This window comes from Bdellovibrio sp. HCB2-146 (genome assembly GCF_047345725.1).
Classification (GTDB): Bacteria; Bdellovibrionota; Bdellovibrionia; order Bdellovibrionales; family Bdellovibrionaceae; genus Bdellovibrio.
On record NZ_JBLEQP010000001.1, the window covers coordinates 42,016 to 55,959 of the forward strand.

A 13,944-nucleotide genomic window follows, 5' to 3' on the forward strand; every position below is an offset into this window, starting at 1 on the left:
AGCTAGCGTAACAAGCTAAAATATTGGACTGTCTGGCATTTTCGGACTATGAAGAAAGAGCACCACAGAGAGAGGTTTTATGTCTTCGGTCCGCACAGTCCGCCATATGAGAGTCACAGAAATTATCGATCACACGGAAAACGTCCGTGAGTTGGTTCTGAAAACGGAGACACCCTCTGAATTTGACTTCAAAGCGGGCCAATTCGTTATGCTTCACGTGCCGCAAGGTGAAGCCAAGCCAGTCCTTCGTGCGTACTCGATCGCCTCTGATGACCGCATGAAAAATGGCTTCCGATTGCTCTTCAAATTCGTTGAGAATGGAATTGCATCGACTTTTGTATGGGCGCTCAAGGGTGGCGAACTTTTAAACTTCACTGGACCCTTTGGTAAAGTGACTTTCCAAGAACCACCAACAGAGCAAATCGTCTTCCTCAACACTGGAACAGGTCTCTCACAGCACATTTGTTATCTGCTTTCTAAAAAAGAACAGTATCCAAATTTGAAATACCGCATGCTCTTTGGTGTTCGTACGGAAAAAGACATGTACTATCAAAAAGAACTCGATGCCTTGGTTGAAGCCTTCCCTGACTTCAAGTACGAGTTTGTATTGAGCCGCCCTTCTGAAAACTGGAAAGGCAAAAAAGGTTACGTGCAAAACTTCTTACCCGAGTTCGATTACAAAAATATTCCGACGACATTTTACCTCTGCGGCAATGGTGGCATGATCAAAGAAGTGAAACATCAGCTTCTTGAAATCGATGGTCTTGATAAATCAAAAATCTGGGCCGAAGCTTTTGACTAAAAATCGTGCGGCCCTTGAATTGGTTTTCGCCGGAGCTCTTTGGGGCTTCGGTTTTGTGGCTGCGATTTGGGCTCTGACGGCGTTTACGCCCTATGAAACCATGGTGTACCGACTGCTGATTGCAACTGTTGTCGGTGAGTTTCTCTATCTTATTTTCCGTGGTCCCCGTCTCACTGGCATGTGGGCGGATCTCAAACTTGCACTTCCTGCCGGACTCATTTTAGGCAGCATGCTACTCACGCAAACAATTGGTCTGCAATACACGACAGCGACGAAAAGTGGTTTTATCACGGCGTTGTATGTGATTTTAGTTCCGCTGATGAACACTTGGTTTTTTAAGAATCCATCGAGCTGGAAGAGTTATCTTTTAGCGGCAGTTGCTTTGTTTGGAACGGCTCTTTTGGTGAATGCCGATCTCAGCGATATCAATCCCGGAGATCTTTGGACATTGGCATGTGCGGTACTGGCTTCGTTTCATATTATTTATATCGGAAAGGTTTCCAATATCATTGGCAATGCCTTCCGTTTTAACAATTTCCAATCGTTTTGGGCGTGCTTGATATCGGTTCCGTTTTTAATCAATCAGGAGAGTATCACTGTTATGACGGATTCATGGAAAGCTTGGACCGGAATTTTGATGTTAGGAATTGCTTCAAGCGTGATTGCGTTTTATCTGCAAATTCGCACGCAAAAGATTTTGTCAGACACAACGGCGAGCATGTTGTTCTTGTTAGAATCCCCGTTCGCCGCTTTATTTGGATTTTTAATCCTGAGTGAGCACCTGCGACCTATTCAAATTGCAGGTGCTGTTGCGATTATGTTTGCTTCCGTTATGCAGATTCTTTGGGCACCTGCTTCAAAGACCACAGGAACGACACCACAATAACCACACCCCCAGCAAGCCCCGTCACCCATTCAGGTACGTGCAAGAATGGATCTGTGAGCATGATCATCGCAAGCATTCCAATCGCATAAAAAGCGCCATGCTCAAGGTAAGTAAACTTTGTGAGAGTTTCTTTTTCCACAAACATAATCGTCAAACTTCTGACGAAGAATGCACCGATGCTGAGACCAATCATGATAATGAAAAGATTGTGAGTGATCGCAAAGGCACCAACCACACCGTCAAAACTGAACGATGCATCGAGAACTTCCAGGTACAAGAACATACCTGCGCTCGCGCGATGTACATCTTTCATTTGTTCGTCAGAAGCTTCCAACCAAGAACCGATACCGTCAACGATCACGTAAGTGATCAAACCGGCCATACCCGCTTGCAAGAATGTCAAAGATTCATGATCAGGAAGGAATTGAGAGATCAAAGCCAAGATAACCAAGCACAATGCCACTTCAATAGCTTCGACTTTGCTGCCGAGGTAGGCTGTTGGTTTTTCAATAAAAGGAATCCAGTGAAGCTCTTTGCTGCCATCGTAAAAATATTTAAGAGCCACCATCAAAAGGAAAGTTCCACCGAAAGCAGCCACTTGCAGATGCGCTCCCAACATCAATTTTGCATATTGATCTGGTTGAGTTGCTGCCATCACCAAGGCTTCCCAAGGATTAACATGGGCGGCGAATGTCACGATCAACAACGGGAACACCAAGCGCATTCCGAAGACCGCAATCAACATACCCCAAGTTAGGAAACGATGCCTCCAGACCGGAGTCATTTCTTTCAACACGACTGCGTTGACGATCGCATTATCAAAAGACAATGAAATTTCAAGAACCGCTAAGATCGAAGCAATAAATAAAGCCTGAAGGCCCGCCCCAACCGTTCCACCGTAATAATGTCCAACAAAATATGATGCGATCAACCCAATGAAGGTGAACGCAAATGAACCCGTAAAGTACTTCATCGCTATCCTCTTTATTTTAAAACTTGCTTTAAGAATTTACCGGTTTCGCTTTCGCGAACTTTCACAACTTGTTCCGGCGTTCCCGCTGCTACCAAACGGCCTCCGCCTGAACCCCCATCCGGTCCCATATCAATGATATGGTCAGACGCTTTGATAACCTCTAAGTTGTGCTCGATAACTAAAACCGTGTTACCCTGATCTGCAAGTTCTTGCAAGAGTTCCACAAGCTTTCGAACATCATCGAAATGCAATCCCGTCGTCGGCTCATCAAGGATGTACATGGTTTTACCCGTACCACGACGAGAAAGCTCCTTAGAAAGTTTCACACGTTGTGCCTCACCACCTGAAAGCGTCGTCGAACTTTGACCCAAGGTCATATAGTCCAGACCCACGCGGTGAAGAGTTTCCAACTTTCTGAAAATTTGAGTGTGATTACGGAAAAACTCCAGAGCTTCTTCCACGTTCATATCCAAAACATCAGAAATAGATTTATTTTTATATTTAATATTCAAAGTTTCGCGATTGTAGCGCTTGCCTTGGCAGGTATCGCAGGTCACAAACACATCACTTAAGAAATGCATCTCAACACGAATCTGGCCATGGCCCATACAGGTTTCGCAGCGACCACCTTTGACGTTAAAACTAAAACGTCCCGGTTCATAGCCACGAAGTTTTGAGTCCGGAAGATTTGCAAACAAATCACGAATCATAGGGAAGAGTCCCACATAGGTTGCAGGAGTCGAGCGTGGCGTGCGACCAATAGGACGTTGATTGATATCAATAACTTTATCAATCAAATCCAGGCCTTCAATTTTTTTATACGGCGACGGTTTGGCAGAAGCTTTATAAAAATGCTGCGCCAAAATTTTGTACAGCGTATCAATGATCAAGGTACTTTTTCCCGATCCCGACACACCCGTCACGGCTGTAAAGGTTCCCAATGGAATAGAAATGTCCACGTCTTGGAGGTTGTTTCCACTTGCACCCAAAAGTTTTAACGACTTACCGCTGCCTTCACGGCGGGTTTTAGGAATTGGAACGCGCAGCTCACCTTTCAGATATTTACCCGTAAGTGAGTTGGGATTTTTTTCTAACTCCGCAGGAGTTCCTTGCGCCATTTTTTCGCCGCCCAAGCGACCCGCACGAGGTCCCAGATCCACGACAAAGTCAGCATAGCGAATGGTGTCTTCGTCATGCTCAACCAACAAAATTGTATTACCGCGATCTTTAAGTTCGCCGATAATATCAAGCAAGCGATGATGGTCGCGCGGATGCAAACCGATACTCGGCTCGTCCATCACATACAAAACACCAATCAATGAAGAACCGACTTGTGTTGCCAACCGGATGCGTTGTGCCTCACCACCTGAAAGTGTACGTGCGGGGCGACTTAAAGACAGATATCCAGTTCCCACCCGAATCAAAAACTCCAAGCGAGAAACGATTTGCTTCACGATTTTTTCTGCAACCAGCTGATCTTTGGAGCGCCACTTTAGCTCATTGATCCAATCACGCAGCTCAACAGTTCCCAGATCCGAAAGCTCAGCAATGGTTTTCCCACCCAGACGAATACTTAAAGCTTCAGGACGCAAACGAGTGCCATGACAATCCGGGCACTCTGAAAGAACCATTTCTTCGCCTTCTTCTTCATCTTCGTCGGAGGTTTTCTTACCTTTGTATTTATAAACGACTTTGTCGAGTTTCTTTCCGCCAACTTCACCGTCGGAAAATTGTTCTTCCTCGATCAAATCCAACGTACCAAGGCCATTACAAGTCTGGCAGGCCCCGCGAGGATTATTGAAACTAAAAAGTCGCGGTTCAATTTCTGGGAAACTGTATCCACACTGAGGACATGCCGAATGCAAAGAGTAAGCAGTGCGCTCGCCATCCAGTGTTTCAATGATCACACGACCGTTAGCCATGGAAAGAGCGGTGTTGATACTTTCAGACAAACGGTGCTTCAGCGTATCTTTTAAAATCAACTGATCGACGACCAAATCAATATCATGGGTTTTGGTTTTTGCTAGTTTGGTTGCCTTACCTAGTTCGATCATTTTTCCGTCGACTTTGGCTTTTACGAAACCTTTTTTAGCCCAGCGTTGGAATTCAGCTAAGAACTCCCCTTTTTTTCCCGAAGCCATAGGCGCCAAAACAAAAAATTTAGCACCGACACCTTTTTTGAAAACATCATCGATAATTTGCTGAGGTGTTTGGCTGCTGACGGGAATATGATGAATAGGACATTCCGGAACACCCACTTTTGCAAAAAGCAAACGCAAGTAATCGTAAATCTCCGTCACTGTTCCCACAGTCGAGCGAGGATTTGTGCTCACAGATTTTTGATCAATCGCAATTGCTGGTGACAGACCTGTGATAGAATCAACTTCTGGTTTTTTAAGTTGTTCTAAAAAGTTTCGTGCATAAGCTGACAAACTTTCAACATAACGACGCTGTCCTTCCGCGTAGACCGTATCGAAGGCAAGCGACGACTTTCCACTGCCACTTAATCCGGTGAAAACCGTGATCTTGTTTCGCGGAATGGTCACGCTCACATTCTTAAGATTGTGCTCTTTGGCGCCCTTTACTATGATTCCATCTTCAGCTTCAGACATAAGAATTTATTGTAGAGCAGCCACGCGGCCGTAGCAAGAAACCTGACTTCGGTTGAGGCCATGATGCCGCGCTACAACTGGGCTATTTCAGGGTCTTTCGGCCTGCCATGTCGATATAATGCTGAGCGAGTTTCTCATAATCATAATGAGGACGTTCTTCCGCAAAGGCATGCAGCATCTTATCTACCAGTTTTTTGTTCGTTTTGCGTGAAAAAGCAGCATACATATCACTGCCCTTTTCACTTCCTGGGAATGGCAAAACCTTATAGTCCGCTAGCATATGATGCTCCGACAAGTAATACAAAGCTGTGCTGGAAAAAATAAAATACACGCCCCAAACACGATCGCTTTGAAGCTTCATCATATTCACTTCAATCGAGTTGTCAGTTGCAGACTCCCATGCAATGCGCTCTCTGTTGCGCGCCAAAAAGGGTGGCAAGGTGCCGCCTCTCAACCACCCTATTTTCTTTCCGGCCACGTCTTTGTCTGTTGAGATTTTCTGTAGAGAGTCGTTTTTCTTCACAATGATCCCGGTCGATCCCCAGAAAGGAGCTTTGTCAGTAAAGTAAAACTTCACTTCACGCTCAGGCGTTCGGGCCAATCGAAGCATCCCGTCAACACGACCTGACTCCAACATCTTAAGCGCTCGCAAATATGGAATTGAGCCGCTCCATTCGATTTTAATACCGGCTCTTTTAGCAGCGCGCTCCCAAATATCGTAAGCCGCCCCGCTCGGGCCGTTGGGCGTATCGATGATATCGGGTGGAAAATGATAATAGACAACGCGAATCTTCTCAGGCTTTTCGGCAAAGAGAACCGCCGAAAAGAAAAAAATCATGAGACATGATATTCCAGAGATTAACTTAAGCATGCCTGATAGTGGCAAACTTAGATTCTAGAGGCCACTGAAATCTGAAACATTTTTGGCAATATTAGTAGAGACCGAATTTGCAACGACGCTGCAGATAGCTATCAAAATCTTTGTCAGAGAAATATTTAAAATGCATAGGTGAGCTTTCACGCTGATCCGGCCACAGCTCTTTTTTCGGAACCACGCACTTTTTGCCTTGCTTCGTGATCGTCACGTTTCGATCCCCGACCGGGCGACGAGGGTCTTTGCCAGGTTGCCCGACAGCTTGAATCATCACACCCTTACCACCGTAAGAAATCTTAGCGGCGCGGATACCTGGCCCCACACGACTAGGAGCATCTTCTGATAAAACCCCACCCGTGATCTGATTCGTACGAGAATCAAAACTCACAGTTTCCCCTGTCGGCAAAGTGACGATGTTTTGTCCATTTTGCGATCGCACGTGCGGCAAAGTTTCACGAGGGAAAAGCATAAATACACTTTCCTGGCTTTGGGAATTGGTTCCATTGGAGTCCAGGACGCTGAATTGAATATCCTGACGAGCTTGCCCCACATAAGAAAAACGGAATTCACGATAGCGGTTGTAGTCCTTCACTCCACCCGTTCCTGAAACAATTTTATTGGGACCGCCATTCACAATGCGAAAGCCTTCTTCTTGAAGATTTCGATCCAAAGAACGACACATTTGATAAGTCAACCCCTTGGTTTCTTCCACACAAGAAATCGGTCCCAGTCCATAGGGATTTTCTGTGCGAGCTGGGTTCCGCAAAACCGGAGGTCCCGCCGAGCTTCTCCCGACAAATTTCACGGGCTCCACTGGCGCGGAAATAACTTCTTCCACTTTTTTAGTCGGAGGATTTTTAGCTAGAGCCGGTTTGGCCGCTTGAACAACCTCGGCTTTCTTCGGCGCGGGTTTATCGGGAATTCCATTATCGCGCGAGTATGTTGCTTGTGCTAACTTACAATCTTCGTCACATGGTTTTTGACTATTTTTGTTTTCAACTTTTTTGATTTCTTCTTTCGCCTTGTCCATTTGCTCAAGCATTTTAGCAGCGTGTTCCTTCGTCACCACTAACGGAATATGCGGCTTATCAGAGGCCGGCGCACGCAGCGCGAGAGTTTCTTTCGTCGTCACCATCGAAGTTGCAGATTCAACGACAGCCGTTTCTTCCGCGACAGCTTCATCGCTGCCTGAATACAATTTCATACCAGGATCTGCTGGTGGAGTTTTATAGTAGACCCACACCTTCTCACCTTTATTCGCGCCACTTTGCAGTTCAACGAATAATCCATAATTGCCAGAATTGAATTTCTTAAACGATTCCACCCTGCCCTTAGTTCCGGGAGGCATTACGAATTTGACGTTGTCCGTGGTTTTTAAAAAGTCGGCGGAATAGCGCGCATTGAAATATTGCTCAAGCTCGACGATGTCGTCTTTTTTCAAAGCTAAGCAAAAGAATGTTATGAGGACTAAAAGCCCTCTCACCCACGAGACTTTCATAGGTGAGTTATCGGCTTAATTCGAGGGATCCTTTATGTCCGGCCTTTAGCCTGGCACTCTGGACAAATCCCATAAAGCTCAAGGATATGGTGAGTGAGTTTGAAGCCAAATTGATTGGCTACTTTTTCTTGAAGACTTTCAATCGCACGGTTTTCGAACTCACAAATTTTTCCGCACTTCACGCACGTCAAATGGTCATGGTGACCTTTTGGTGTAAGCTCGTAACGAGCCGGCAAACCACCCATACGCACTTCCGTCACGAAATTTCCCTCTGTCAAAGTACGAAGGAAACGATACACCGTCGCAAACCCAATATCAGGATGGTGTTTGCTGAGTTTCTCATAAAGCTCTTGAGCTGTGACGTGACGACGACCTTCATGCAAAGTTTTAAGAATCGCCAAGCGTTGGCCTGTCACTTTCAAGTTCAAAGCACGAATGATTCGCTTCAGTTCACTCTCGTCGAACGAGTCACTGTGAATGATGATGTCATCATCGTGTTGTCTTGGTAGTACCGGAACTGGAATCGAATCTTTACCCATGAGGCTCTCCTTCCGTCTTTATAAGCGGAAGCCGGGTCTAGGTCCATTTATTTTAATAATCATTATCAGTTAGCTTGTGATTAGCTTACGAATGACGTAATTTCAATAACTTACGTTACTTTAACGAGCTGTAAATCTGAGTGCAACTTTGCTCTCAAATACGATAACGCACTCAGAAAACACCGATAAAATTTCGTGATCGGTCCGCGTCGGCCTTAAACTGTGCAAACAGATTTTATTTTCTCAAAATCAACCACTACAAAAACTTAATTGTCCCTCACAATACACCGATCAGATGTATTATGAATTGGAACGTTTGGATACTCATCATTGTCATTTCTTTCACTCAGACTGCCTGCAGTTTGAAACTCGATGTTTTCAGCAAGTCGCAAGAATCAACGGCCCCTGGTGAAGTGCTCTTCAAAGGACAGTTTCCGTTAGGTGAACCCGCGTTCACCGGACGCGACAAATACAACATGAAAGCTGTTCCCGGAAATCGCTTCGTCTTTAATGACCTTGATGAGTACGTATACGTTCTCAACTCAGAAGGAAAGCTGTTAAAAAAATTCCAGATGAGTGCTGACAAAATTGATGGGATGGTTTCGGACAGCACCGGTACATATTTATATATTGCAGGTGTTTATACAACGAACGGCACTTCCTTTATTGAAAAATATGACTTCAACGGAAATCTTGCCGGAGTCATCAAAACTTTCGCCCCGACAGATATGGGCGGTGGCGTGTTCGCCACAAATCATATCGAAAAACTTAAATTGGCGTCAGACAACACTTTCTATTTTATACAAAATTATCGAATCGTAAAATATGACATGAGTGGAACCCTGCTCGACACGATTGGAACCGGTGTCAACAGCGCCGCCGACGGTGAGTTCCGCAGCATTCAGGATTTTGTATTAACCTCGGGCGGAGGCCTTAAAGCCGTCGACATGGAGACAGACCGCCTACAGACTTTTGACTCTAACGGCAACCATGTCTCAACCGTCACATGGCCAAAGCCCGTTATGATCGACATTGTTGAGGAGTTCCAAGTCGATTCAGATGGTAACTTCCTGGCGTCTACAACTAACGCCAAAGTTATCACCAAATTCAATAGCGCCGGCACTCACTTGCTCACACTCGATGGCTCAGAAAATGGCGGCCCTGTTTTCCCGTTCAACACGATCAGCATCGGGATTTTCAATTCACACTACTACGTCGCATCGGGTGACAATGTTTATATTTATAAAACCGATGGAACGCTTGAAATCGTTTACGAAAAACCATTGGATCGCCCAACAAGTGTGACTCAGCGAAAAGATGGAACGACTTACGTTGCCGCTCAAAACGGAATCCACAAATACAGCCCTGACGGATCTCTGACGAAGACATTTGGTACCGGAGCCGCACTGATGAGCATTGCCACAGACTCAAACAAGATCATCTATGTAACAAGATTCGGGACCAACGCAGTCCTTAGATTCGACGCCGATGAAGTTGCTATGACCAACATCACCTTGCCTGGAAGCGCACAACCCTATGGAGTGTCTGTCGACGCGAGCAATAACGTCTTTGTTGCCGATGCGGGTGGCGGGCTTTATAAAGTCGCCGCTGGAGATACAACTGGGACCGTCTTTGCGGCTGGCATATTTACGGGGGTTTACTGCGCCAGTGATGGAAATATTTATGCCCTTAAATTCGATGGTGTGTCGGCTGTGAATATTCTGAAATTCGATAGCTCGGGCACACTCTTAGACACATATCCTAACTCTGCACCCTACGCTTACGGGGTTTCGGTGGCTCTTGCCGCCGACAAATTCGGTAAAGTCTTTGTTTCCGATGAAGCCAACAACAGAATTGTCGTCTTTGATTCTGATAAAACCCCGCTGACTCCTATTGCACCGACAGGACCTGAAGGTTTCAACGGGAATCGCGGTATGTTTGTAGATGCAGCAGGAAATATTTTGGTTGCCGATACGAATAATCATTTCGTGAAAAAGTTTTCTCCGACTGGCACCCAACTTTACGAATAATTATTGTTCAAGACAAGGAGTCGCGGGGTCTGCAATCAGAACTCGCGCTTCTTCAGCAGAAACAACAGTTCCGATTACACAGGTCTGCTCGCCTTGCAAACGAACCGCATAATAAACGGGTCTATCGCCGATGCTATTTTCATCTTCCTCATCGTTGTCGGCCACCGACAGCTGATAGATCAAGCCTCGCCATTCAATTTGGCCGGAGCCTTCTTCATCAACTTCAAGACTGTAAATCCATTCAATTTGCGAATCATTCATGTCATGAAAAGACATGGGACGAAGCAGTTCAATTTCGCGTCCTAGATACGACAGGCGTGGGCTGTAGCGCAGATCACTGCCTTTAATACTGAGTTGATAGCCGCCGAATGACCGACATTCTGATTCAAAAAAATCAATCGGTGCATTTTCGGTCGCCGAAGAAACAACGACACAATCTTTGTCGATATCAATAAAACTACTTTCAACTCGAGGTGTAGCTTTCGCCATTCCTGTGGCAATAACAATAATAAACAACGTGATCGATGCCCCGAAAAGCAAACGCATAAAGACTCCTTTTTGAAAGAACGAGATATAGGGAGTCTTGTAGGGCTTGTTAAGTTCTATGCTAGTAATGACGGAAATGTAACCGAGGGGTTTGCGCCTTAGAACGAGCGCAACTCCCCGCCTTTAGAAATCATAGAAACGGCGTTGTGTGGGTGAAGACTTTCAACGTGGCTGAACTCAGCGATGTAATCGATGATAGCTGCCTTTTCATCCAAAGCTTCTTTCACTCGGCGAGCCGCGTCCTCGCAGAACATTAGGTTCTGACCATTGCGAAGTGCAAATTCTTGTTCGTCTTCGCGTTTAACAGCACCTTGCACGGCTGTTTTCAGAGCTTCTTCGACAAGATCAATCAAATCACCATAGTAAAAATCTGCGCCCACTTGCGCTTTCACGCGAGCAAAACTGCGTTGAGCATGAGGTGTCGCGACGATTCCTTGAGTTGTCCCCAACCACTGGTGAACAACGTCAAAATCTACGGACTGTTCGCCAAACTGTTGTTTGAAGTTATCTTGAATCAACTGACGAGATAGTGCCGCAGATGCAGGACATGTGCTTGAATAAGTCACAACAACTTCAACGTAGTATTTTTTGTTTCCTTCTACATTCAAAGTGGAAAGAACCACTGGATATGAACGCCAGGCCTGGTTCGCCGTTTTGAGCGCCTTACGAACCAATGGAGCTTCGAACTGAACCTGCACAATGGCACGTGTTGAAAGTTCGAGATGTGTTTTCAAAAACTCATCTGTGGCTTTGCCAAGAAGGCCGAGCTGCAGATCTTCTTTCGAAAGAACATCTTGAGCAATAAGATATAAACGCGACATGTGGATACCGCGAGAAGGTTTTTTATCAAGACTGACCTTGGCGTCTACGCGAGCAGGAATTCGGTAAGTGCCATCAGCTTGCTTGAGTAATACTGGCAACTCGATGGAACCCATTCCAACCCAGTCAATCGGTGCGAATTTTTCTTGGTGAGTTTCTTTAGCCACGTCTGGCAGAGAGTCTTTGGTCATGGCCGTTCTTTTACCGCAGTTTTCTGTATTTGGCGTCCTTTTTTGAGTTCTTGGCCATTCGCATCTCAGGAATTGACCTAAACCATTGTTTCCTCTATAGTTTTTACATTCTCAAAGGGCTTTCTATGTCACAAAAGCAATTGATTCTCGCAAGTACCTCGAAATATCGCCGCGAACTGCTGCAAAGGTTGGCGATTCCATTTGAATCCCAAGCTCCTTTGTTTGACGAAGAAAAGGAAAAAGGGTTGGGCTTTGCCCCGCGAGCTTTGGCGGAACATCTGGCTTTGAAAAAGGCAGAGAGCTTGGCTCAAGAAGGCCGTGTGGTGATTGGTGGCGACCAACTGGTTTCTTTTGAAGGACGTATTTTAGGGAAATCTCACACACCTGAAAAGGCTGTTGAACAGTTGCTTTCCATGCAAGGAAAAACCCATGAACTGGTCACCGCGATCTGCGTGTTTGATGGGATGAAAGCCATTCCTTATACAGATATCACTCGCCTCACGATGCGCTCTTTGACTCGTGCCCAAGCTGAACATTATGTCAGCCTCGACAATCCGATTGATTGTGCTGGCAGTTATAAGATTGAAAAACACGGGATCATGTTATTTGATAAAATCGATTCCCAAGACTTTACAGCCATCACGGGATTGCCGTTGATGGAGCTACGTAAAATTTTAGAGAGATGTGGACTATGACTGAAATTCAAAAAAAACTTTACGACCTGGCTTCTGCAACTCAGAAAAAGGCCCACGTGCCTTATTCAAAAGCTTACATTGGTGCCGCTGTCTTAATGGCCGACGGTAAAATGTACGGCGGTTGCAATGTCGAAAATGCCTCTTACGGCGGCACTGTATGTGCGGAACGCACAGCGATTTTTAAAGCTGTCAGCGAAGGCGGCGCAAAAGAAATCAAGGAAGTGATGGTCATCAGTGATTTTGATCAGCCATGGCCGCCTTGTGGATTTTGCCGCCAGGTTATCGCAGAATTTGGGACCCCGAACACGATGATTTATACAGCAAACCACAAAGGGACCATGCGAACTTTTAAATTCGGCGAGCTCTTCCCCGAGGCGTTTACACCTGATCATTTGGCCGACTAAGGTCGGTCTCGTTAGGGACTCTCACATTCTCAAAATTATTCAAAGTTCGAAGGGGTTTATTCCGAAAAGACAGACATGAAGTGCCTGTCTTTTTTTATTTTCTCTGCCGTATTTATATTTTCCTCTTTTTCGTCTGCGAAAGAGACCGACAACTTAACGGGTCGATATAAAACTCTGCAAGACAGCACGGAAGTTTTAGACAAGGAAATGAATAGACGCCTGCAAGAACTTGTCGCAGAAGCGAACTCCGACGGCATTGCCTGCGATAAATCTCCTGAAACATTTCGTAAAATACGCGTTCTCTTTCATGAACAAAACAAAGCCAGCTTTCAAATTGGTTCGATGGAAAGTTGGGCTGAAAAAAATGACAAGATCGCAAAGCGCAAGGCCTCCCCTGACGGATCAATTTACGAAGGTGTGCTTTCTAAAGGTTTGATTTTTAATAATCTCGATCTCGCATCAACGATTAAAGTAAACGGCGAACTTATTGGCACTGATAAGCTCGGTCACTTTATCGATCAAGGCTTTGAACGCTATCGTTATTTTCGCGAACGCGGAAATAGAATGGATGTGGCTTTAGATGGCAGCAAAGGGATGGAGAGTTCTATCTATGGCGCTGCTTCCACAGGTATTGTTTCTTCTGCTGATATGATGGCCAATTATCACGGCATCCTTTTTTATCATGCCCTGGTTGACACGAATAATCCGTATCTCACTTGTTCGGGTGGAACATGGTCGCAGGTGCGTAATTTTACTTGGGCTGATTATGTTGATGCCGGTTGGGATGAAGGTATCAATTGTGTAAGCGTAGAAGATGCCAAAGCCCGTGCGATCTATGATAAGAATGTTTCGAAACTGGAAGCGAAAGCTCGCGAGCAAGGCAAGGATCAGACCTACCGCTGCCCTGTTGATCCGGAAGCTTGTGGAAAATTACGCAGTCGTTATTCGTTTTACGAAACTAAAAAAGGCAGTCCTGTTTTAAGTGACGTCTGCATTCAAGTCGGAAAATCCCGTCCTGCAAGACCTGGCAATAGCGGTGGCTCGGGTACAAAAGCCAGCGGCGCGATCAAATAAG

Annotated in this window: 13 protein-coding genes; 6 read left to right on the top strand and 7 right to left on the bottom strand. The window is 45.6% G+C overall.

The genetic code is table 11. From position 1 onward, the window contains the following. The first annotated feature begins 79 nt into the window (after positions 1–79). On the top strand, positions 80–802 hold the full coding sequence (locus ACLWOR_RS00155) for an FAD-binding oxidoreductase (protein ID WP_413938627.1): 723 nt from the start codon (positions 80–82) through the stop codon (positions 800–802). Continuing rightward, positions 795–1,688: a DMT family transporter gene (locus tag ACLWOR_RS00160; RefSeq protein ID WP_413938628.1), complete on the top strand. Its 894-nt coding sequence runs from the start codon at positions 795–797 to the stop codon at positions 1,686–1,688. Before ACLWOR_RS00155 ends, ACLWOR_RS00160 begins: the two co-directional genes overlap by 8 nt. Here ACLWOR_RS00160 and ACLWOR_RS00165 read toward each other — a convergent pair. The 5 genes from ACLWOR_RS00165 to ACLWOR_RS00185 all read right to left on the bottom strand — a co-directional run bounded on the left by ACLWOR_RS00165 (position 1,633) and on the right by ACLWOR_RS00185 (position 8,184). Beyond that, positions 1,633–2,661 carry a DUF475 domain-containing protein gene (locus ACLWOR_RS00165; protein ID WP_413938629.1) on the bottom strand — a complete coding sequence of 343 codons (1,029 nt, stop codon included), beginning with the start codon at positions 2,659–2,661 and terminating at the stop codon, positions 1,633–1,635. The genes ACLWOR_RS00160 and ACLWOR_RS00165 overlap by 56 nt on opposite strands. Positions 2,662–2,672: 11 nt before the next feature. Beyond that, positions 2,673–5,273 (bottom strand): excinuclease ABC subunit UvrA, encoded by a 2,601-nt coding sequence (gene uvrA, locus ACLWOR_RS00170; RefSeq protein ID WP_413938630.1) that lies wholly within the window; start codon positions 5,271–5,273, stop codon positions 2,673–2,675. Between the two features lie 82 nt (positions 5,274–5,355). Beyond that, the gene (locus ACLWOR_RS00175; RefSeq protein WP_413938631.1) at positions 5,356–6,111 is read right to left on the bottom strand and encodes a substrate-binding periplasmic protein; all 756 of its coding nucleotides are present in this window, start codon (positions 6,109–6,111) and stop codon (positions 5,356–5,358) included. 94 nt (positions 6,112–6,205) lie between these two features. Continuing rightward, positions 6,206–7,645 (bottom strand): hypothetical protein, encoded by a 1,440-nt coding sequence (locus ACLWOR_RS00180; RefSeq protein ID WP_413938632.1) that lies wholly within the window; start codon positions 7,643–7,645, stop codon positions 6,206–6,208. 32 nt (positions 7,646–7,677) lie between these two features. Further along, positions 7,678–8,184: a Fur family transcriptional regulator gene (locus ACLWOR_RS00185; RefSeq protein WP_413938633.1), complete on the bottom strand. Its 507-nt coding sequence runs from the start codon at positions 8,182–8,184 to the stop codon at positions 7,678–7,680. A 302-nt stretch (positions 8,185–8,486) separates the two neighbouring features. On the opposite strand from ACLWOR_RS00185, the gene ACLWOR_RS00190 reads away from it, so the two are divergent. Next, positions 8,487–10,214: an NHL repeat-containing protein gene (locus ACLWOR_RS00190; RefSeq protein ID WP_413938634.1), complete on the top strand. Its 1,728-nt coding sequence runs from the start codon at positions 8,487–8,489 to the stop codon at positions 10,212–10,214. Here the strand turns inward: ACLWOR_RS00190 and ACLWOR_RS00195 are convergent, their stop codons facing one another. After that, entirely contained in the window at positions 10,215–10,760 is a 546-nt protein-coding gene (locus ACLWOR_RS00195) for a hypothetical protein (RefSeq protein ID WP_413938635.1), read from the bottom strand. 98 nt (positions 10,761–10,858) lie between these two features. Beyond that, positions 10,859–11,770, bottom strand: coding sequence for a GTP cyclohydrolase FolE2 (gene folE2, locus ACLWOR_RS00200; RefSeq protein WP_413938636.1), 912 nt, complete (start codon positions 11,768–11,770; stop codon positions 10,859–10,861). A gap of 125 nt (positions 11,771–11,895) precedes the next feature. On the opposite strand from folE2, the gene ACLWOR_RS00205 reads away from it, so the two are divergent. From ACLWOR_RS00205 to ACLWOR_RS00215, 3 genes are all read left to right on the top strand, one after another. Further along, positions 11,896–12,465, top strand: coding sequence for a Maf family protein (locus tag ACLWOR_RS00205; protein ID WP_413938637.1), 570 nt, complete (start codon positions 11,896–11,898; stop codon positions 12,463–12,465). Continuing rightward, entirely contained in the window at positions 12,462–12,869 is a 408-nt protein-coding gene (locus ACLWOR_RS00210; protein ID WP_413938638.1) for a cytidine deaminase, read from the top strand. Before ACLWOR_RS00205 ends, ACLWOR_RS00210 begins: the two co-directional genes overlap by 4 nt. 75 nt (positions 12,870–12,944) lie before the next feature. Next, positions 12,945–13,943, top strand: a complete 999-nt coding sequence (locus tag ACLWOR_RS00215) for a TonB-dependent receptor (RefSeq protein ID WP_413938639.1) — start codon at positions 12,945–12,947, stop codon at positions 13,941–13,943. Position 13,944 lies beyond the last annotated feature (1 nt).

Bases quoted from the DNA above. Each gene is read 5' to 3' on its own strand.
- ACLWOR_RS00155 (WP_413938627.1), top strand. From the start codon at position 80: ATGTCTTCGGTCCGCACAGTCCGCCATATGAGAGTCACAGAAATTATC.
- ACLWOR_RS00165 (WP_413938629.1), bottom strand. From the start codon at position 2,661: ATGAAGTACTTTACGGGTTCATTTGCGTTCACCTTCATTGGGTTGATC.
- uvrA (WP_413938630.1), bottom strand. From the start codon at position 5,273: ATGTCTGAAGCTGAAGATGGAATCATAGTAAAGGGCGCCAAAGAGCAC.
- ACLWOR_RS00175 (WP_413938631.1), bottom strand. From the start codon at position 6,111: ATGATTTTTTTCTTTTCGGCGGTTCTCTTTGCCGAAAAGCCTGAGAAG.
- ACLWOR_RS00180 (WP_413938632.1), bottom strand. From the start codon at position 7,645: ATGAAAGTCTCGTGGGTGAGAGGGCTTTTAGTCCTCATAACATTCTTT.
- ACLWOR_RS00185 (WP_413938633.1), bottom strand. From the start codon at position 8,184: ATGGGTAAAGATTCGATTCCAGTTCCGGTACTACCAAGACAACACGAT.
- ACLWOR_RS00190 (WP_413938634.1), top strand. From the start codon at position 8,487: ATGAATTGGAACGTTTGGATACTCATCATTGTCATTTCTTTCACTCAG.
- ACLWOR_RS00195 (WP_413938635.1), bottom strand. From the start codon at position 10,760: ATGCGTTTGCTTTTCGGGGCATCGATCACGTTGTTTATTATTGTTATT.
- folE2 (WP_413938636.1), bottom strand. From the start codon at position 11,770: ATGACCAAAGACTCTCTGCCAGACGTGGCTAAAGAAACTCACCAAGAA.
- ACLWOR_RS00205 (WP_413938637.1), top strand. From the start codon at position 11,896: ATGTCACAAAAGCAATTGATTCTCGCAAGTACCTCGAAATATCGCCGC.
- ACLWOR_RS00210 (WP_413938638.1), top strand. From the start codon at position 12,462: ATGACTGAAATTCAAAAAAAACTTTACGACCTGGCTTCTGCAACTCAG.
- ACLWOR_RS00215 (WP_413938639.1), top strand. From the start codon at position 12,945: ATGAAGTGCCTGTCTTTTTTTATTTTCTCTGCCGTATTTATATTTTCC.